The organism is Cupriavidus taiwanensis LMG 19424 (assembly GCF_000069785.1).
In the GTDB taxonomy this organism is placed as follows: domain Bacteria; phylum Pseudomonadota; class Gammaproteobacteria; order Burkholderiales; family Burkholderiaceae; genus Cupriavidus; species Cupriavidus taiwanensis.
On sequence record NC_010530.1, the window covers coordinates 1336909 to 1356590 of the forward strand.

19 protein-coding genes are annotated in these 19682 nt (G+C 70.5%); 3 read left to right on the forward strand and 16 right to left on the reverse strand.

Annotation, left to right across the window (positions count from 1 at the left end; translation table 11 throughout):
* Window positions 1–124: 124 nt before the first annotated feature.
* The 3 genes from RALTA_RS21620 to RALTA_RS21630 form a co-directional block, all read right to left on the reverse strand.
* Window positions 125–928, reverse strand: coding sequence for a putative hydro-lyase (locus tag RALTA_RS21620; RefSeq protein WP_012356064.1), 804 nt, complete (start codon window positions 926–928; stop codon window positions 125–127).
* A gap of 119 nt (window positions 929–1047) precedes the next feature.
* The gene (locus RALTA_RS21625; protein ID WP_012356065.1) at window positions 1048–2007 is read right to left on the reverse strand and encodes a LysR family transcriptional regulator; all 960 of its coding nucleotides are present in this window, start codon (window positions 2005–2007) and stop codon (window positions 1048–1050) included.
* Window positions 2008–2158: 151 nt separating this feature from the next.
* Window positions 2159–2764, reverse strand: coding sequence for an SRPBCC family protein (locus RALTA_RS21630; RefSeq protein ID WP_012356066.1), 606 nt, complete (start codon window positions 2762–2764; stop codon window positions 2159–2161).
* Between the two features lie 516 nt (window positions 2765–3280).
* Between RALTA_RS21630 and RALTA_RS21635 the strand changes: the two genes are divergently transcribed.
* Together RALTA_RS21635 and RALTA_RS21640 are read left to right on the forward strand one after the other, a co-directional pair.
* Window positions 3281–4594, forward strand: coding sequence for an MFS transporter (locus RALTA_RS21635; protein ID WP_012356067.1), 1314 nt, complete (start codon window positions 3281–3283; stop codon window positions 4592–4594).
* A gap of 327 nt (window positions 4595–4921) precedes the next feature.
* Window positions 4922–5908, forward strand: coding sequence for a helix-turn-helix transcriptional regulator (locus tag RALTA_RS21640; RefSeq protein ID WP_041232553.1), 987 nt, complete (start codon window positions 4922–4924; stop codon window positions 5906–5908).
* A 150-nt stretch (window positions 5909–6058) separates the two neighbouring features.
* On the opposite strand, the gene RALTA_RS21645 is transcribed toward RALTA_RS21640, so the two are convergent.
* The 13 genes from RALTA_RS21645 to sctV all read right to left on the reverse strand — a co-directional run bounded on the left by RALTA_RS21645 (window position 6059) and on the right by sctV (window position 18254).
* The gene (locus tag RALTA_RS21645) at window positions 6059–7093 is read right to left on the reverse strand and encodes an EscU/YscU/HrcU family type III secretion system export apparatus switch protein (RefSeq protein ID WP_012356069.1); all 1035 of its coding nucleotides are present in this window, start codon (window positions 7091–7093) and stop codon (window positions 6059–6061) included.
* A 26-nt stretch (window positions 7094–7119) separates the two neighbouring features.
* Window positions 7120–7935 (reverse strand): type III secretion system export apparatus subunit SctT, encoded by an 816-nt coding sequence (gene sctT, locus RALTA_RS21650; protein ID WP_012356070.1) that lies wholly within the window; start codon window positions 7933–7935, stop codon window positions 7120–7122.
* A complete protein-coding gene (locus tag RALTA_RS21655) occupies window positions 7928–8428 on the reverse strand; it encodes a hrpd protein (protein ID WP_012356071.1) in 501 nt (166 codons plus the stop codon). Before RALTA_RS21655 ends, sctT begins: the two co-directional genes overlap by 8 nt.
* Window positions 8425–9807: a FliI/YscN family ATPase gene (locus RALTA_RS21660; protein WP_012356072.1), complete on the reverse strand. Its 1383-nt coding sequence runs from the start codon at window positions 9805–9807 to the stop codon at window positions 8425–8427. The genes RALTA_RS21655 and RALTA_RS21660 overlap by 4 nt, the downstream gene beginning before the upstream one ends.
* 17 nt (window positions 9808–9824) lie before the next feature.
* On the reverse strand, window positions 9825–10433 hold the full coding sequence (gene sctL, locus RALTA_RS21665) for a type III secretion system stator protein SctL (RefSeq protein ID WP_012356073.1): 609 nt from the start codon (window positions 10431–10433) through the stop codon (window positions 9825–9827).
* The gene (locus RALTA_RS21670; protein ID WP_012356074.1) at window positions 10415–11269 is read right to left on the reverse strand and encodes a hypothetical protein; all 855 of its coding nucleotides are present in this window, start codon (window positions 11267–11269) and stop codon (window positions 10415–10417) included. The genes sctL and RALTA_RS21670 overlap by 19 nt, the downstream gene beginning before the upstream one ends.
* Complete coding sequence (sctJ, locus tag RALTA_RS21675; RefSeq protein WP_050976513.1) at window positions 11266–12063, reverse strand: type III secretion system inner membrane ring lipoprotein SctJ; 798 nt, start codon at window positions 12061–12063, stop codon at window positions 11266–11268. Before sctJ ends, RALTA_RS21670 begins: the two co-directional genes overlap by 4 nt.
* Window positions 12060–12536 carry a hypothetical protein gene (locus RALTA_RS21680; protein ID WP_012356076.1) on the reverse strand — a complete coding sequence of 159 codons (477 nt, stop codon included), beginning with the start codon at window positions 12534–12536 and terminating at the stop codon, window positions 12060–12062. Before RALTA_RS21680 ends, sctJ begins: the two co-directional genes overlap by 4 nt.
* Before the next feature lie 61 nt (window positions 12537–12597).
* Window positions 12598–12798, reverse strand: coding sequence for a hypothetical protein (locus RALTA_RS21685; protein ID WP_018007336.1), 201 nt, complete (start codon window positions 12796–12798; stop codon window positions 12598–12600).
* Window positions 12799–12903: 105 nt separating this feature from the next.
* Window positions 12904–14040 (reverse strand): FHA domain-containing protein, encoded by a 1137-nt coding sequence (locus RALTA_RS21690; RefSeq protein WP_012356078.1) that lies wholly within the window; start codon window positions 14038–14040, stop codon window positions 12904–12906.
* Complete coding sequence (gene sctC, locus RALTA_RS21695) at window positions 14040–15782, reverse strand: type III secretion system outer membrane ring subunit SctC (protein WP_012356079.1); 1743 nt, start codon at window positions 15780–15782, stop codon at window positions 14040–14042. Before sctC ends, RALTA_RS21690 begins: the two co-directional genes overlap by 1 nt.
* 53 nt (window positions 15783–15835) lie before the next feature.
* The gene (locus tag RALTA_RS21700) at window positions 15836–16102 is read right to left on the reverse strand and encodes an EscS/YscS/HrcS family type III secretion system export apparatus protein (RefSeq protein ID WP_012356080.1); all 267 of its coding nucleotides are present in this window, start codon (window positions 16100–16102) and stop codon (window positions 15836–15838) included.
* A 1-nt stretch (window position 16103) separates the two neighbouring features.
* Complete coding sequence (gene sctV / locus RALTA_RS21705; RefSeq protein WP_012356081.1) at window positions 16104–18254, reverse strand: type III secretion system export apparatus subunit SctV; 2151 nt, start codon at window positions 18252–18254, stop codon at window positions 16104–16106.
* A 203-nt stretch (window positions 18255–18457) separates the two neighbouring features.
* Here sctV and sctQ point away from each other — a divergent pair, with 203 nt between their 5' ends.
* Window positions 18458–19657: a type III secretion system cytoplasmic ring protein SctQ gene (gene sctQ, locus RALTA_RS21710; RefSeq protein ID WP_012356082.1), complete on the forward strand. Its 1200-nt coding sequence runs from the start codon at window positions 18458–18460 to the stop codon at window positions 19655–19657.
* The last annotated feature ends 25 nt before the right edge of the window (window positions 19658–19682 follow it).

Consider the following 19682-nt stretch of genomic DNA (forward strand, 5'->3'; position numbering starts at 1 on the left):
TCAATCACTACCGTCATTCCCGCGAAGGCGGGAATCCAGCGTCTTTAACGTTCCCTTCGGGGATAAAGTCACTGGGTTCCCGCCTTCGCGGGAACGACAGTCGCAAACTGAACGGCATTGGTGGTTACAGCCGGTTGTTGTCGAGGTCGGTCACCAGCATGCAGCCCGGCGCGTGGGTGATGCAGATCTCGGGCCGCGCCTCGCGGATCACCGCCTGGGGCGTGACCCCGCAGGCCCAGAACACCGGGATTTCATCGGCGTCGAGCGGCACCGCGTCGCCGTAGTCGGGCGATTCGATATCCTCGATGCCGATCAGCCGCGGATCGCCGATATGCACCGGCGCGCCGTGCACGTCGGGATAGCGCGCGGTGATCTCGGTGGCCAGGATCGCGTCGGCGGCCTTGAGCGGGCGCATCGACACCACCAGCTTGCCCGACAGCCGGCCGGCCGGACGGGTCTCGATCGCGGTGCGGTACATGGCCACGTTGCGGCCCAGGTTGATGTGCTTGAGCGGCACATTGGCCGCGAGCAGCGCCTGCTCGAACGAGAACGAGCAGCCGATGGCAAAGGCGACGAAGTCGTCGCGCCACAGCTCGGTGATGCCGGTGGTCTCGTGGTAGGCGTTGCCGTCGCGGTAGACCCGGTACATCGGCACGTCGGTGCGGATGTCGACGTCGCGCCCGAGGTTGCGGAACACCGGGTCGCCCGGGTCGGTCACGTCGATCAGCGGGCAGGCCTTGCGGTTGAGCGCGCAGAACTGCAGGAAGTCATAGGCCCAGTCACGCGTCAGGATCACGATATTGGCCTGCACGTGGCCGCGCGCCAGGCCGCTGGTATGGCCGCGGTAGCGGCCCGCGCGGATCAGCTGGCGCAATGCGGCGGGATCTTCGGGCAGGAGCGAGGCGGCGTGCTGGAGCGGCTGGTTCATGGTCGGCAGGCGGGCGCCGGGCGGCGCGCAAAGTCGGGTTGACCTGCCGATTCTGGGCGCCCGCCGGCGCCGGCGTCCAACAAATCTTTCGGATCGAGCGCGATAAAGGAATCCGATGACTACGAGCCCGCGTGGGGCGCCGCCGATGCCGCCGCGGGCGCCTGCGCCGGCACCGCCATGTCCTCGCCGGCCTCGGCGCAGAACTCCGCCACCACACTGGTGGCCAGCCCGACGATCGACTCGTTGACCTCCAGCCCCGCGCCGATGCGCCACGAGGCGACGATATCGAGCGCGGGCGGATGGTTCTCCACGTCGACCACCGACAGCGTGCCGTCGGCCAGCTCCTTGCGCACCAGCGCGGGCGGCACCGCGCCGATGCCGAAGCCGTCGCCGATCAGCCGTGTCATCGCCGCCACCGAGTTCACGCAGTTGATGCGCGGCGAGGCCACCCCGTTCAGGTGGAACAGGCTCAGGATGTCCTGGTGCGGGCGCGAGTTCTTGACGAAGGTGATGACGCGCTCGGCGGCCAGCTCTTCGAGCGAGGCATAGGGCCGGTCACAGGCTGAGCCGGTGGCGACGATCCAGCGGATCGGGTAGCGCGCCAGCTCGACATTGCGCACCGTTTCCAGCCGCAGCAGGTCGGTCTGGAAGATCACGTCGAGATAGCCCTTCTGCAGCTGGTCGCACAGGTTCAGCGCGGCATCGGCGGTCAGCTCGATCTCCAGCGCCGGATAGGCCTGCATCGCGCGCTTGACCACCGTCGACAGCCAGGTATGGATCACCGAGTCCATCGCGCCGATGCGCACGCGCCCCGCGATGGCGCGCGAACGGTCCAGCGACTGCCGCATATGGTGCATGGTGTTGACCATCTTCTCGGCATACTCCAGCACGCGCTGGCCCTCCGGCGTCAGCGTGACGCCGCGCGAATCGCGCAGGAACAGCTTGACCCCCAGGTCTTCCTCCAGCACCGCGATGCGGCTGGAGATCGAGGCCTGCGTGCTGAACAGCTTCTCCGCGGTCAGCCGGAAGCTGCGCAGGCGGGCCACCCAGACAAAGGTTTCGAGAAAGCGCAGGTTCATGGGCGATGGGAGGCGGGACGATCGCTGCGGCGGCGCATCAGGACAGAATCCAAGCCACAGAATCTACGCGATGGCACGGAGGCAAACAAGCGTTTGACACCGGCCCTCGGTATCGTGCCGCGCAGCATTGCCGGCGCACGGCGCGCGGCGCTCACGCGCCCAGCGGCGACGGCTGCGACGGCGTCGGTGCTTCGCGCGGCGGGATCAGCGCCGGGCCGCGCGCAGCCTCCTCTTCGGCCTCATGCTGCGCCGCTTCGGCCTGCGCCTTCAGGCGCTGCAGCGCGGCCAGCATGTCGTCGCCCAGCGCCGCCGGGTACTCGGCGCGCGCGCCGTCGGGTACGGCCGACGGGTCCAGCCACATCTGCCAGGTCACGTGCGTGGTGCCCACCTCCTGCCCCGGCGTGGCCTGAAGCCGCCCGCGCGTATGGCTGGAGAGCTTGCGGTAGCTGTAGGAGAATGGCCCCTTGTCGGTCAGCACGTCGACCGCCGGCAGCCCGCCGGCCTTGTGGGCCATGCGCCGTACCGTGCCCGGGCTGCCGCTGCCCAGCACCACGCGGCAGTCCTTGTAGACGGTGTCCCAGTCCGGCACCGCGCAGTAACCGCCGGCCAGGTCCCAGACCCGCGCCGGATCGGCCAGCACCTCGACCGAGCGCTCCACGGGGATCAGCTGCGCGTGCGCCGGCGCCTGCCACGCCAGCAGCAGCGCAGGCACGGCAAGCCGGAGCGTGGGCAGGGTCAGGCGGACAAGGCTAGGCATCGGCAAGGCGGCACGCGCACGGTGAGGGCAATGGGTGCAAGCCTAGCCGAGCGCGGCGGCGTGTGCCATTACCGAAGGCTCGTAGCGGCCGCCCCGCGCACCGCCCGGTCCTACGTGTTTCCGTAGGGCCGCGGCCAACCCGTGCGCGCTGGCGCGCCGTATGCTTATGCCCTCGCGGCTGCGCCCCGCGCACGCCGCCCCGGCATCGGGGAAAACCCGCGGGCCGTGGCGATGGCACCACGGGACGGAACGGCGCTAGCCGCGCGTTCACGGGCGTTCAGCACAGGAATCAATTTTTCTTATCGGCCGCCGCCCGAAAAACTAGTTGGACGCGGGGCGCCGTGCCTTTCAAGAATGCAGTCAGCGGGCGCACCGCAGGAGACGCTGCAACCGCGCACTGCCGCGCCATCGATGCGCGCCGGCGGCAAGCCGGCAGCGCACGCCGGGACATCAAGGCTGGCGCCGCGCCCAGCGCGCCCCGCCAGGGCCGAGCCAGACATACCACGAGAGGAATGCATGGAAACGCAGATCGGCAGTATCCAGAGCCCCCAGCCATCATCGCCCGCCAACGCCGAGACAGCACCGTCGCACGGCTTTTTCTCCTGGTATCGCGACATCACCGCCAATGAGCGCCGCACCTTCTGGAGCTGCAAGGTCGGCTACGCGCTCGACGCGATGGACACGCAGTTCCTGAGCTTCGTCATCCCCACGCTGATCGCCACCTGGGGCATCAGCCGCGCCGACGCGGGTTTTATCGGCACCGCCACGCTGCTGACTTCCGCCGCGGGCGGCTGGGTCGCCGGCATCCTGTCCGACCGCATCGGCCGGGTGCGCACGCTGCAGCTGACCATCCTGTGGTTTGCCTTCTTTACCTTCCTGTGCGGGCTGGCGCAGAACTATGAACAGCTGCTGGTGGCGCGCGCGCTGATGGGCTTCGGCTTCGGCGGCGAATGGACCGCCGGTGCGGTGCTGATCGGCGAAGCCATCCGCGCGCAGGACCGCGGCAAGGCGGTGGGCATGGTGCAGGCCGGCTGGGCCGTGGGCTGGGGCCTGGCGGCGCTGCTCTATGCGCTGGTGTTCTCGCTGCTGCCCGCCGAGACCGCGTGGCGCGTGCTGTTCCTGATCGGGCTGCTGCCGGCGGTGTTCGTGATCGTGCTGCGCCGCCTGGTCAAGGAGCCCGAGGTCTATACCGAGCACAAGGCACGCGAGGCGCAGGCCAGCGAAAAGACCTCGTTCGCCGCGATCTTCTCGCCGCGCCTGATCAGCACTACGCTGCGCGCGGCGCTGCTGACCACCGGCGCGCAGGGCGGCTACTACGCCATCACCACCTGGCTGCCGACCTTCCTCAAGACCGAGCGCGGCCTGACCGTGCTGGGCACCGGCGGCTACCTGGCGATGGTGATCGTCGGTTCCTATATCGGCTATGTCACCAGCGCCTACCTGACCGACCGGATCGGGCGCAAGCGCAACTTCATCCTGTTCGCGCTGGGCTCGATGACGATCGCGCTGGCCTACACGCACATCCCCGTCAACGACACCGTGATGCTGCTGCTGGGCTTTCCGCTGGGCTTCTTTGCCTCGGGCATCTTCGCCGGCATGGGCGCGTTCCTGACCGAGCTGTTCCCCACCAGCGTGCGCGGCTCGGGCCAGGGCTTCTGCTACAACGTGGGCCGTGCCATCGGCGCGTTCTTCCCGTTCCTGATCGGCCATGTCAGCCAGCAGATGTCGCTGGGCCATGCCATCGGCATCTTTGCCGCGGCCGCGTATGGCGTGCTGATCCTGGCCGCGCTGACGCTGCCGGAAACGCGCGGCAAGGCACTGGAGGCGTAGGGCACAACATGACACCGCCGCGGCCCGGCGCCGCGGCACGTGCAGACCACAATAACAATCACGGCAGCCCCACGCCGGGCCTGCCCAGTTTTTTTTCCGACGGGAATCGGGTCAGCAGTATGTCGGGCTTGCCAGCTCGACGGCAATGCAGCGCAGCCGCGATACGCGCTGGCGATGGCCAGGCTCCGTGCAGCATCCGGCGGACCGCCACGACCGGCACGACGCGCCGCGCCCCGCAGTGCCGCCGCGCAGGCCAGCCCCATTTGCGCGCGTGGACCGGCTCACAAGGCCCTGGTCGCACGCCAAGACTCGTTGTCGGAGGCCTACATGATCAAAGATGTGGAAGTCGTGCCGTACCGTGACGCGGGGGCGTCCGGGCATGGCACCGCAGCAACCACCGCACGCCCCACGGCCCGCCCGGTCACCGCGCCTGGCACCGCCCCGGCACTGGTGGCCAACAACGGCATCAGGGTATTCGGCGAGCGCCACCTGGTGCCGGTCAGGCAGCGCGTGCGCCACGGCGCCACCCCCGGCCTGGTCACCGCGCTGCAGGCCGAGCCGACCCACGAAGGCCGCAGCGCCGTGATGCAGTCCGCCATCCGCGCCATCGGCTTCGACTGGCTGGGCTACGCCACCGCCGCCCATGTCGGCGGCCAGCTGCAGCCGCGCACCTTCTTTGAAAGCTATTCGCCGCCAGGCTGGCGCGAGCGCTATTTCCGCGAGCGCTACTACGAGATCGATCCGCGCACGCCGCAACCGGGCACCTTCTGCCTGCCCACCGTGTGGGATGCCGATGACCTGGCACAAACGCCGCTGGGCAACGTGCCGCCGCTGCGCCGCCGCCGCTTCCTGGAAGACCTGCGCGACGCCGGCGTGCGCAGCGGCATCTTCCTCAACCTGCCGATGCCGGGCAACAACGAGTTCGTGCTGATCAGCTTTATGTCGGGCATCGAAAGCCGGCGCTGGATCGGCGATTCCGTGGTCGGTCAGGCGCTGGCGATGGGACTGGCGCTGCATGAGTTCCTGACCTGCCACGTCGAGATCCCCGCATTTGCCGGCCGCCATCGCGAAGGCCTGTCCGACGTGCAGCGCGATATCCTCGCCTGCCTGGCGCAGGGTCTGTCGGACAAGGAGATCGCGCGGCGCATGGACATGTCGATCTTCAACGTGGATTACCACATGCGCCGGCTGCGCAGCCACTTCGGCGTGCGCAACCGCGTGCAGCTGGCCAGCGCTGCGACATTGTTGCGGCCGCCGGGGGCACCGCTGTCGGTGGACAGGGAGAAGGATGCGGCGGGGGTGATCGCGGCTTAGGTTGCTGGTGTTGGCTTTCGTTTTGGGTGTGCCCTTGGCAATTGCCTCAGACCTTCGAGCTTCCGCTTGTGTACTCCCTCTCCCGCAAGCGGGAGAGGGGAGCAAACCCGCAGAGCGGCAGGCATCCTTCCCATCCCATCCCACCCCACCTCACTCCCCCTTCGCCCACCGCATCAACTCGGCCACCCGCTCGAACAAGGTCCGGTCGATAAACCGGTCCAGCGGCACGTTCAGGTACAGCCGCTGCGCCAGGTCCGAATCGAAGGCCGACGGCACCAGGTAGTCCGCCGCGGCCTGGCGGATGCGGGCCGCCACCTGGCCGCTGCCCTTGGCCACCACCCGCGGCAGCGTGCCGGGGCCGTCGTAGCGCAGCGCCACCGCGTACTGGGTGGAATAGACCACTGCGGTCGACACCCGCACCCGCTCGCTGACGCCGAAGAACGCGGCCTCGAAGAACGCCGCGCGGCGGCGTCCTGCCATGATCGGGTCGCCTTGGGTCTCCTTGTATTCGCGGCGGTACTCGTCGACGCTCATGCGCTGGCGCTTCATGAACTGGTGGCGCTCGTGCACGTAGTCCACCACCGCCATCACCAGGTAGATCACAGCCGCCCAGCAACACATGCGCAGGATGATGTACGCGACCAGCAGCAGGATTTCCGCCGGGCGCGCGTAGCCGGTGCGCACGCCGTCCTCGATCGCGCCCAGCGCCAGCACGTAGACCAGCCCGGCCAGCAGCAGGATCTTGACCAGGATCTTGGCCAGGTTCACCAGGTTGCGCACGGCGAACATGCGCTTCAGGCCCTCGGCCGGGTTCAGCCGCGCGAGGTCAGGCTTGATCTGCTCGAACGCCACCAGCGGCCCCACCTGCAGGAAGGCGCCGACGATGCCGCATACCAGCGCCAGGCCGACGATCGGCAGCACGCCCATCAGCAGGAAGCGCGCCGCGGCCTCGCCCAGCACCAGCATCTGCTGGTCGGCCAGGTGCTGCGGCACGCTGCCCATGGCGCTGTGCCACAGGGACTGGAACAGCCGCACGAAATACCGTCCCAGCAGCCACAGCCCCGCCAGCACGCCGAGAAACACCACCGCCGAGGTGACGTCGCTGCTGCGCGGCACCTCGCCGCGCTTGCGCGCCTCGTCCAGCTTGCGCCGGGTCGCCTCGAGGTTCTTTTCGCTGTCGCTCATCGGGTGTCGATATGCCGGCGCCGATGCTAGCGTGCCGCGCCCCGGCGCAGCATCTCGATCAGCATATTGTCCGGGCGCAGGAAGCCCTGCAGCGTATCCACCATCACCGCCAGCATCAGCACCAGCATCAGGAACGCGACCGAGATCTTGACCGGCTGCGCGAACTGGAACACGTCGAACTGCGGCACGAAGCGCGCGATCAGCGCAAAGCCCAGCTCGACGATCACCAGCAGCAGCAGGATCGGCGCGGCCAGCTTGACCACCCACGAGAACAGCGTGCCGGCATAGAGGTTGGCAAAGCCCATCGACGCCAGCGACATCTCCGGCCCGAACGACATCACCGGCCAGAATGCGAACGACTCGACGATCACCCCGGTCATGGCGATAAAGCCGCCCAGCGCCGCGAACAGCGCGATGCCGAAGTGCGACAGCAGGTTCTCCATGGGCCCGTCCTCCTGCTGCGTCACCGGGTCGAAGAAGGTGGCATTGCCGGAGCCGGTCTGGAAGTCGATCAGCTCGCCGATCATCTGCAGCGCGACGAAGAACAGGCCGAATGCCATGCCCAGCAGCAGCCCGATAAAGGCCTCCTTGAAAATCAGCACCAGCCACAGGCCACCGGCGACGGCGTCCAGGTCGATACGCGCGCCCGGCGATACGAACAGCGCGATCGCCAGCACGATGCCGTTGCGCGCCACCCCGGGAATGGCCTGCTGCGACAGGAACGGCAGCACCGTAAACGCCGTCAGCAGGCGCGGCATCACCATCACGATCGGCATGATGACCTCGCGTCCCCACTGGAACAGCAAGGCGGGATCGAGCAGTTCGCCCTGCATCTCAGGCATGCCGCGCCGTGTGCCAGGCGCGGGCCGCGGCTTCGTCGATGGCCTCGTCCTCGCGCCGCCCGGCGCCGGCGCGCAGCGCACGGCGCTCGCGCAGCGCCAGTTCGCGTGCGCCGTCCAGCCGCGCCTGCGCGCGCAGCAGCGCGCGGCGGGCCTCGTCGAAGGCGTCACGCCGCCGCGCTACTTCGTCGAGCACCGTGGCAAGGTTGGCATTGGCCCGGGCAATGCGAGCGTCGAAGGCGCCCTGCCAGCCCTGCGCATCGAGCAGCCCCGACACCGACACCCCGCCCTGCGACGCGCCCTGCCGCAGGCGTTCGATGAACGCCGCCCGCTCGGCCAGCGCGGCCTGCACCGCCTGCTGCGCGGCCTCGGCCTGCCGCAGCCCGGCCATCACCTGCGCGCGCTGCTGCTGCAGCGCGCGCAGCGCATCTTCCTGACGGCGCTGGCGCACCGCCTCCAGCTGGCCCAGGCGCGGGTCGGCGCCGCCGGCGGTCATCGCGCGGCTCCCGCAAGCGGTGCGGGCTCGCGCACGCGCAGCGCCTGCGCCAGCTTGTCGACGGCGCCGGCAAAGGTATCGAGCCGCGCCGCTGGCTGCGCCAGGTAGGCGCGGATATCCGGCATCGCCGCCACGGCGGCGTCGGCGACCGGGTCGGCGCCCGGCCGGTATTCGCCAATCTGCAGCAGCAGCTCCAGCTCCTGGTACCGGGCCAGCAGCTGGCGCAGCCGCGCCGCGTCGCGCGCGTGCGCGCCGGCCACCACCTGCGGCATCACCCGGCTGACCGACTGCAGCACGTCCACCGGCGGATACTGGCCGGCGCTGGCCAGCTTGCGCGACAGCACGATATGGCCGTCGAGGATGGAGCGCACCTCTTCGGCGATCGGGTCGCTGTCGTCCTCGCCTTCGGTCAGCACGGTATACGCCGCGGTGATCGAGCCCTGCACGCCGGTGCCGGCGCGCTCCAACAGCTGCGGCAGCATCGAGAACACCGAAGGCGGATAGCTGCGCCGCGTCGGCGGCTCGCCGCTGGCCAGGCCGATCTCGCGCTGCGCGCGCGCCAGCCGCGTCAGCGAGTCGACCAGCAGCAGCACGCGCCGGCCCTGGTCGCGGAAATGCTCGGCAATCGCGGTGGCGGTATAGGCGCAGCGCACGCGCTCCATCGGCGAGCGGTCCGAGGTCGACACCACCAGCACCGTGCGCGCCATGCCGTCGGAGCCCAGGTTGTACTCGATGAACTCGCGCACCTCGCGGCCGCGCTCGCCCACCAGCGCGACCACGTTGACATCGCTGGACGCGCCCCGCGCCAGCATCCCCAGCAAGGTGCTCTTGCCCACGCCGGGCGGCGCGAAGATGCCCACGCGCTGGCCCTCGCCCAGGGTCAGCAGCCCGTCGATGGCGCGCACCCCGGTGGCCAGCGGCTCGCGGATCAGCCGGCGCGTCAGCGGGTCGGGCGGTTCGTTGTCCACCGGTACGCGGGCCACGCCGTCGAGCGCGCCCTTGCCGTCGATGGGCTCGCCCAGCGCGTCGAGCACGCGGCCCAGCAGCGCGGCGCCCGCCGGGCACTGGTGGCCATGGGCGGAGGGGATGACCTCGGTCAGCGCCGAGACGCCGGTGGTGCGCCCCAGCGGCGTAAGCAGCGCGGTCTGCTGCACGAAGCCGACCACCTCGGCCAGCAGCGGCGGCTCGCCCGGCGTGACCAGCTGGCACAGCTCGCCCACATGGGCCTGGATGCCGGTGGCATTGATCAGCATGCCCACCGCCTTGCTGACGCGTCCGCGCATCGCCACCGGCGTGAAATGCTCGAACGCGCGTTCCAGGTCGGCGGCGGCATGCTGCAGCGCGGCTTCGATATCGGTGGCAGGGAGTTCGGTGGACATGTCGTCAGCCTCGGGAATCAGCCCGCCCGCAGCCGGCGCGCAAAGGCTTCGAGCTGCGCCTGCAGGCCCACTTCCATGGTGCCGGAGGGGGTCTGGATGCGGCAGGCATCGGGTTCCAGCCCCGGCTCGACCACCACGTTGGCGCGGCGCGGCCACTCCTGGGTCTCGGCCAGGCGGTCGAGCAGGCTGCGCACGGCCTGCTCGCGGCCCAGCGGGATCTGGATGGTGATGAAGGGCTCGGCCCGCACCAGCGCCTCGACGCGCTGCAGCGCCACCTCCAGGATGATGTCGGGGTCGAGCTCGCCGGCAATCTGCTGCACCGCCTTCATCACGATCTCGGCCATGGTGCGGCGCATCGCGCCCAGCTGGCGCTCGGCCTCGGCGGCGGTGCTGACCTGCGCCGCGGCGTGGTCGGCGTGCGCGCGCGCCCAGCCTTCGCGGTAGCCGTGCTGGCGCCGCTCCTCGGCCTCGCGCTGGGCTTCGCTGCGGATGCGCACGGCCTCGCTGCGCGCGGACTCGATCACCGCGGCGGCGTCGAGCAAGGCGGCATACTCGGCCTCCTTCAGCACCTTGCGCTCGGACAGCAGCTGCAGGTTTTCGCTGGTGATCAGAAAAGCCAGTGCCATGCCGGGAACCGTTCGGGGATCAGGTTGAGCAGCAGCAGTTCGCGCAGCTGCGCGGACTGCGCCGGGGTCAGTGGTGCCGGCGACAACGCCGCCAGGCGCCGGGGAAACTTGCGCCGCAGCGCCTGCAGCAGCGGCGCCGCATGCTCAGGGTGCGGCGCCTCGGCGGCCAGCAGCCCGCACAGCAGTCGATACCCGCGCTCGGCCATCAGCCGGCCGGCGCCGGGCGGGTGCTCCCGCAGCGGCGCCAGGTTCATCGGCAGCGCCGGCAGCGCCGGCACGCGCTTCAGGATAAAGGCTACGGCGTGGCGGTCGAGCCGGCGCGCGGCACGGCGCATCGCGCGCGGCGCGCTGCCGATCAGCGGCGCCGCCAGCGCCCCGGGCAGCGGCGCGATGCTGTCGGCCAGCTGCGCCGGCAGCATGCGGCGCTCGCTGGCAAAGCCGGCCTGGTGCACCGCCAGGCCCAGCCACCACGCCAGCAGGCGCAGGTCGCCGCGCGGCATCAGCACCAGCCGTGCCAGCGAGGCCGGCGCCTCGAGCAGGCGGTGGATCGCGGCGTCACGGTCGCTCTCCGCGCCGGCCAGGCCCAGCGGCAGCGCCAGCACGTCGGCGGCGGCGGGCCCGAAGCGGTCCGCGCGGCGCCAGGCCAGCGGCCAGTCGGCCGGCAGCCAGCTGGGATGCAGGTGCGCCAGCGGCCGCTGCATGAAGTCCGCCACCACGCGCGCCAGCGCCGGGTCCGGCAGTGCCGGCGGCGCAGGTGCGAACGCGGCGGCCAGCGCGCCGGGCAGGTAGGCGCCAGACGCGGCCTCGGCTGCGGCAACGGTCGATGGCGGCGTCAATTCGCGCTCCGCGCCGCGCCGCGCCGCTGCGGCCAGCGCAGCACGCCGCGCTGCCATGCCACCACCGCTGCCACCGCCAGTGCAATCGCCACCGCCGCCCCGACCGCGATCGCGGCGAAACGTCCGACCGCAAAACCGGCCGCCGGCCCCGCCGTGCCCGCCTGCGGCGCGAACGGGCGCGCCTCGACCAGCGACAGCGACACATTGTCGTGGGTCACGCCTTCGATGCTGTGCGCCACCATGTCCTTGACGGTCGGCACCAGCAGGCGCAGGTCGGTATCGGCACGGTGCTTGATGAACACCGCCGCCGACGACGGCCGGATCTTGTCCGAGAGCGGATCGGTGGCGGGAATCACCACATGCACGCGCGCGGTGACCACGCCGTCGATATTGCGCAGCGTTTCCGACAGCTCCTGCGACAGCGCGAAGATGTAGCGCATGCGCTCTTCGGTCGGCGTCGCCACCAGCCCCTGCTTCTGGAACACCTGCCCCAGCGACGCAAAGCGTTCGCCCGGCAGGCCCTCGCTGCGCAGGATCTCCAGCGCGGCGGGCAGCTGCGATTCCTCGACGCGCACGCGCCACTGGCCCTCGCCGGTGCCGCCGCTGGTGTCGGCGCGCGCCTTCTCCGCGTCGATGCCCTCGGCGGTCAGCGCGGCCAGCACCTGGTTGGCCTCGGGTTCGTTCAGCGACGCGTACAGGTCGACCTTGCACGCGGCCAGCGCGAGCGCCATCAGCGCCGGCGCCAGCCGGACCGCGCGCGCAAGGCGCCGGCACAGCGGTGGCATGGACATCATTGCTGGTTCTTCAGCAGGCTGTTGAACAGGTTGGTGCCGGCGCTTCCGATGCTGGAGGTCACGTGGATCGACGAGAACAGCTCCAGCGACTGCGTCTGCAGCAGCATGGCCTGGTACACCACCTCGCTGGTGCTGCCCTCGTAGATCGACGCAAACATGCCGTCGCGCAGCTCCTGCAGGCGTGCGGCCTGGCGCGCCGATTCCTCGCCGGCCGAGACATAGCTGGCGCGGATGGCATTGCCGAGCGTGGTCGAAGTCGGGTCTGCCGCCTGGGTCACGTGCGCGGTGCGCGAGCCGTCGGCGGCGCGGCCCTGCTGGACCATCTGCGCGAACTGCCGCGCATCGGCCGGGTCGGCCTGCGCGGCCGGGGCCGCGGGCGGCGACTGGTGCGCGGCGACGGTGGCGCTGTCGGGCGCTGCGCCGGCAGCAGTCGAGGCATTGGCTGCGGCAATGGCGGCGGTCGGGTCCATCATGGCTCTCCTTGCAAAGCGTTGGGCGCCCCGGCATGCCGGGGCGCATGGCAGGCACCTGCCGTCAGTTGGTGCGCGAGGTCTGCTTGACGTCCTGCATCGCGCCCTGGACCAGGTTGGCCTTCTGCGTGTTGTGGGCCATCTCGCTGCTGACCACCGCGTTCTGGCGCGTCAGCGTGTCCTGCAGGCCCAGGATGTTCACCGAGAACTCCTGCGCTTTCTGCTGGATTTCCTGCATCTTGGCATTGAGGTCGACTTCAGCCATGACAATCTCCTTCAGGTAGGTTGGCGTCATACACCTGCCCTCCGGGGGCAAGCGGCATTTGCGCCCGCGGGCGCAAATCCTGTGGCACGGCGCGCGCGTGCGCCATCATCGCCGTGCCTGCGGCGGCACCGGGCTGTCCTTCAGCACCACGCCGTCCGCGTCGATCCGTTCGATCTCGGCGCCGTTCTTCAGCACCGCCCCTTCGAAATAGCGCGCGCCGTTGGCCAGCTGCACCGAGCGCGTGCCGTTGCCGTCCTCGGTAATGCTGACCACGCGCGCGGGAAACACGCCCTGCCAGTTCTCCATGTGGCCGTCGCGCACCTGCCGGCGCCGGCTGTCGGCGGTCTCGCGATAATCGATCTTGTCCGACACCAGCACCCCCGGGTGCAGGTCCTCGATCACGCGCCGCACCTTGTCGCGACCCTGCACCGGGTCGGCGGTGCCGCTCAGCAGCACGCGGCCCTGGCCCTGGTAGGCGATGCCCACGCCGGGCTCGTCCAGATAGCGCTGGATATGCTCGATCAGGTCGTCGGCCGAGCGCACCTGCTGCTGCACGCCGCGGCCGAACGGCGCCAGCGCCTGCACGATGCGCTGCCGGTCCACGCGCGAATTGACGAAACCCTTGACCGTGACCGTGCCGTTGGGCAGCGACACCACCTCCAGTTCCGGGTACGCGGCCACGGTCTTGCGCACCGCGGCGGGGTCCGCCTGCTGCGTGCGCGGCGCCAGCCCGCCGTTGGCATAGGTGGCGGCGAGCCAGCCGGCGCCGACCAGCCCCGCCACGCCGGCCACGCCCAGCGCCGCCAGCAGCGCGCGCCCGGGCCGGCGCCCGCCCTGCTGCTGCGCGTCGGCGTCGCGCGCGGCGCGCCGGCCGGATTCGGCCCAGGCAAAGAGCGTGTCGGTCGCCTCCGACATGCCCGGCTGCGCGCGCAGCAACTCGACGTCGAGCGCGCCGATGGTGAGGATGTCGCCGCCCGCCAGCGCGAACGCGCGCTGCGTGGTGGCGCGGCCGTTGACAATGACCGCGGCCTCGCCGACGCGTTCGGCCGACACCGCCAGCTCGCCCACGTTCAGCACCAGGTGCCGCGGCTGCACCTCGGCGCCGGGCACGCTGATGTCCACGTCCGCAGCTGTGCCGAGCACATTGGCGCCGCGCCGCAGCGTGACCTGGCGGCCGTAGACGTCGCCGCCGAGAAAGCGCAGGGTCCAGCCCGAGGCGTGAGAATCGCGCAGGTCGGCCATCAGCTCATCCCCGGGATCACCAGGCGCGGCGTCAGCAGGTAGAAGCGTTCCATGTTGTTCTGGCGCTTCTCCTGGTACTTGAACAGGTTGCCGATGATCGGCACGTCCTGCAGCAGCGGCACGCCGGACGAGGCGTTGATCTTCTCTTCGGTGGTGTAGCCGGCGATCAGCAGGCTCTTGCCCTCTTCCACCATCGCCTGCGTGGTGATCGAGCGGCGCCGCACCACCGGGATGCGGTCGACGGTCTCGCCCGACAGGTTGCCGTCGGCGATGTCGATGGTCAGCATCACCGCGCGGTTCTGCTGCTCGTCCACCACCAGCGGGGTCACGCGCACCGCCGTGCCGGCGGTGACGTTGAACAGCCCCGCATCCTGGAAGCCGTCGACGCGCACATAGAATTCCTGCAGGTTCTCCAGCGCGGCCTCGGTGTTGTCGAGCGTCAGCACCTTGGGCCGCGCGACGAAATTGGCCTGCCCGCGCTCGGCCAGCGCCTTGACGCGCGTCAGCAGGTAGCGGGTCACGTCGCTGCCGATGGCGCCGGTGAACTGCAGGCCGCTGCCGATGGTCGCGGCGGTGGTGCCCGCCTCATTGGCGAGATTGCCGAAGCTGAGCCCGGCGTTGCCGTTGCCGCCTCCCAGCTGCAGGTCGACATGGGGCGTATGCAGGCGCCAGTCGACGCCCAGGCTGTCCAGGTCGGCCTGGCTGATGTCCATGATGGTGACCTCGATCTCCACCAGGCGCGGCTTGACGTCTAGCGATTCGATCAGGCGCCGGTATTGCGCCATCTTGTCCGGGGTGTCGCGCACGATCACCGCATTGAGGCGGGTATCGGCCTGGAACTGGGGCAGCTGGCCGCTGCCCCAGTTGTTCTGCATGCCAAGGCCCAGGCCGCCGCCGCCCATGGCATCGAGCATCTGCGACGGATCCGCGCTGGGAATGCCCATGCCGCTGCCGCCGCCCTCGCCCATGCGCAGCTTGGCCTGGCGCGTGGCGCCACGGCTGGTGCCCAGGCTTGGGCCGGTACCAGTGGCCAGCGTGCGGTTGCGTCCGTACAGGTTGCGCAGCACCGTGACCACGCCGGGCACGGTCATCTCCTTGCCGGCGCGGTTGATGCGGAAGTCCGAGGCCCACGAGTACTTGAGCGGGAACAGCTGGATCTCGGCGCGCTCGTCGGCGATGGCGCGATCGTCCACCGCGCGCACCGCGGCGCGCACGGTCTCGACGTAACGCTTGGGGCCCGACACCATCAGCGTGCCTTCCGCATCGTTGATGGTGATGGGGTAGCGCGAATCAGGCACCTGCATGCGCTCGAGCGACTCGCGCAGGCGCGCGCCGGAGCCGCGCGCGATCGGCAGCACCTCGCTGCGCGCCTCGCTGGCGACGTCGATATACAGCAGCGAACCGTCGTAGTAGTAGGTCAGCCCGAACATCGAGCACACGCTCTTGAGCACGTGCTGCGCGGATTCATTGAACTTGCCGCTGATGGTCCCTTCCACCTTGGGATCGATCACCGCAGTGGTGCCCTGCGACGCGGTCAGCTCGCGCAGGAAGTCGGCCAGCCGCTTGTCGCTGGCCGAGGCCTGGAACGGCTTGTTGGGCCAGCGCAGGTCCGCCGCGCGCGCCGGCTGCGTGCCGACCAGCAGCGCGCCCGCCAGGCACAGCAGCCCTGCAGCGGTGCGCCATGCCGGCAAGCGCGTCGCGCGGCCAGTCGATCCGTGTTCCCCGTGGTGCCCCAGCATCATGTCAGTTTGCTTGTCCGTTGTTCCTGCGTGGTTGCCTGCATGGATTCCGCCCCTTACAGGAAGGTCAGCGTGGTCTGCAGCGCGCGCTGCGCGAAGCGCATCACCTCGCCGCCCAGCCAGCCGCCCAGCAGCACCAGCGACACCAGCACCGCGATCAGCCGCGCCGAGGTGCCGATGCTCTGGTCCTGGATCTGCGTCACCGCCTGCAGCACCGCCACCACCAGCGCCACCAGCGTGCCGATCAGCACCACCGGCAGCGTGACCCACAGCACCACCAGCAGCGCCTGGCGCGTGATGTCGAGGATGGTGTCGGCGCCCATCTCACTCTCCGGCCGGGTTCTGGATCCAGCCCACCGGCACCAGCGTCACGTCTTCATCGACCTCCTGGTACGACAGCACGGGGATGCGCGGCGCGACCGGCTCGATCAGCCGCTTGATATAGCGGCGCACGTCGACGCTGACCACCACCACCACGCGTGCGGCGCCCGCCGCGCCCGCGGCGCCCGCCTTCTCGGCGGCCTTCTCCAGCAGCACGCGCAGCTGTTCGCGGATATCGCGCGTGACGTCGTGGCTGAGCAGCAGCAGGTTGCCGCGCGCCGCCTTTTCGATCGCGCCCTGCACGCGGGCTTCCAGCGCGGGCTCGAACAGCACCGCGTCGAGCGAGCGGTTGGCGCCGACATGGCGGCTGGTGATCAGGCGCCCCAGGTCCACGCGCACCAGCTCGGTCAGCGCGATCGCGTCGGTTTCCTTGGGCGCCCAGGTCACCAGGCTTTCGAAAATGGTGCGCAGATTGCGGATCGGCACGCCCTCCTGCAGCAGCCGGCGCAGCACATCGGTGATGCGCTGCAGTGGCACCACGCGCGCCAGTTCCATTACCAGGTCCGGCGCCTCGGCCTGGATCACGTGGATCATCGACTGCACGTCCTGGATACCCAGCAGCGGCGCCGCATGCTGCTTGATCACTGCGCCCACGTGGACCGCCAGCACTTCCTCGCACGACAGCGTGCGCACGCCGTCGGCGGCGCCCGCCTCGGCCGGCACCCACACCACTTCCTGGAACGGGCCGAACGGCGCGCCGGCCTCCGCCAAGCCCTGGTCCACGCGCGCGCGGGCACCGGGCTCCAGCAGCCGCTTGCCAGGGCGCAGCACGCCGCCGGAAGCCACCACGTCCTGCACGCGGATCGCATACGCATCGCGCTCGGCCAGCGCGCGGTGCTGGATGCGCAGGCGCGGGAACACCATGCCCAGCTCGGCTTCGACCTCGCCCTTGGCGGTGGTCATGCGCTGCTCGAACAGCCGCAGGTCGATGCGCCCGCGCAGCGCTTCGTCCAGCTCCAGCGCCAGTGCCGGCGCCACCGCGGCCTGGGTGCCGGCCGCGGCAGCGGCTTCACCCGCGTCGGCCATCTCGATCCAGGTGACGGTGCCGGTGCTGCGCTGCGCGCGGCGCAGCAGCAGGTAGCCGCCGCCGGCCACCACCAGCGCCATCAGCCCGAAGGTCCACTTGGGAAAGCCCGGTACCACCAGGAACACCGCAATGGCAAGGCCCGATACCACCAGTGCCTTGGGCTGGGCCAGGATCTGCTTGCCGATGACCTCGCCCAGGTTGGGCGAGCGGGTGCGCTCTTCATCGGACGAGACCCGGGTGATCACCACCCCGGCGGCGATGGAGACCAGCAGCGACGGGATCTGCGACACCATGCCGTCGCCGATGGTCAGGATGGCATAGCGCTGCAGCGCCTCGCCGATGCTCATGTCCTTCATCAGCGTGCCGATGGTGATGCCCGCCAGGATATTGACCAGCGCGATCACCACGCCGGCAATGGCGTCGCCCTTGACGAACTTCATCGCGCCGTCCATGGCGCCGTGCAGCTGGCACTCCTGCTCGAGCGCGCGGCGGCGCTCCTGCGCCTGGCCGGCGCTGATGGTGCCGGCGCGCACGTCGGCGTCGATGCTCATCTGCTTGCCCGGCATCGCATCCAGCGCAAAGCGCGCGCCCACCTCGGCGACGCGCTCCGAGCCCTTGGCGATGACGATGAACTGCACGATGGCGATGATCAGGAACACCACGCCGCCGACCACCACGTTGTTGCCGACGATCAGCTTGCCGAAGGTATCGATGATGTGGCCGGCGTCGGCGTGCAGCAGGATCAGCTTGGTCGACGCAATGTTCAGCGACAGCCGGAACAGCGTGGTGAACAGCAGCAGCGACGGGAACGTCGACAGCGACAGCGCCGACGGGATATAGGTGGCGACGATCAGCAGGGTCAGGCTCATGCCCAGATTGATCGTCAGCAGCAGATCCAGCAGGAAGGTCGGCAGCGGCAGCACGAACAGCGCGATCACGGCAAACAGCAGCAGCGTCAGCGCCAGGTCTGACTGGCGCGACGCCGCCGCCGCCATCTGCTGCAGCCCCGGCGCGCCCGCGCCGAGGCTGCGCGGGAACGCTGGGAGGTTTGCCGGGAGTTTCGCCATCGTCCTTGCCGGTGGAATCAGTGGGCGCAGTGTATGGCTGGCCCCGCACAGCGACCAGTACCGAGGATTCGTAGCGCACGCCGCACATCGCGCCTGCACCGCCCGCGCCGGGCGGTTGCCCGCGCCGGCCTACAAGGCCTCGTAGTGGACGTGGCTGCACCCCGCTGCTTATCGTTGCGTCTCGAGCAACCGAGCCGCCCAACATGTCCTTCGTCCTGCATCGCCCCGGCCGCGATCCGTCCGCCCAGGCGCCCGCCGCGGCCCTGCCCGGCAGCGCCGCGCGCGTGCTGGTGCATAGCGCGCAGGCGGCGGCACGGCTGGCCACGGCGGGGCTCGATGCCACGCCGGCGCTGCCGCATATGGAGCCTGATACCGCGCGGCTGTCCGGCTGGCTGGCCTGCCGCGCGGCCGCCGTGCCGGTGCGGGCGGGCGGGCACGACTGGCAACTGCGTTTTGTCCCCGCGGACCCGGAGATCGCGGCGCGGCCCGGTGCCGGCTATGCCTTCACCTTTGGCGCCAGCCACGGCGTGCTGCGCTGGGATGTGGCCAGCGAACGGCTGCTGCTTGCGGCGCCCGGCGCCGCCGAAGCGCTACCTGCGCTGCTGCGCTACGCGCTGATGGCAGACGGGCTGGCCGAAGCGGTGGCGGCACTGGGCCATGCCGTGCCCGACGCGTTCAGCTGGCAGCCCGATGGCGCCCGTGCGCAGGCATTGGCTGCGGCCCATGCCTTTGGCTTCGAGCTGTGGCGTGTCGCACCCCCGGCGCGGCTGCGCGGCACGCTGCAGCTGGACCAGCCCGAACGCCTCGCGGCGCTGCCCGCGGGGGTGCCCGCACAAGCGCCGGCGTGGATGGAGTGCCTGCCGGTGCCGATCGCCGTACGCATCGGCACCACGCGGCTGGCGCTGGGCGAGATGCACGGCATCGAGCCCGGCGACATCGTCGGCATCGACGACTGGCATTCGCAGGGCAGCGCGCTGGTGGTGCGCTGTACCACCGGCCGCCACGGCCCGGGCTGGACCGCGCTGGCCGAGGGCCGGCGGCTGCTGGTGCAGGCGGGCGCCGATAGTACGGACAGTACGGACGTTTCAAACGGAGCGCATATGGAAGAGCAAGACCCCGCACGACAGTCCCAGCCCATTCCCCATCCGGACGCGGCGCAGCCGCCGCTGTCGCGGCTGGACCAGCTGGAGGTGACGCTGCGCTTTGAGGTGGGCGACGTCGCGGTGCCGCTGGCCGAGCTGCGTGCGGTGGCCCCGGGCTATGTGTTCGAGCTGCCGCAGCCGCTCAAGCAGAGCGAGGTGCGCATCGTCGCCAACGGCAACCGCATCGGCACCGGCACCCTGATCGCGGTCGGCAACCGGCTGGGCGTGCGCATCACCACCTTTGCCGGCGGCGACGCATGAGCCACGGCAGGCCGCCTCTTCCCGT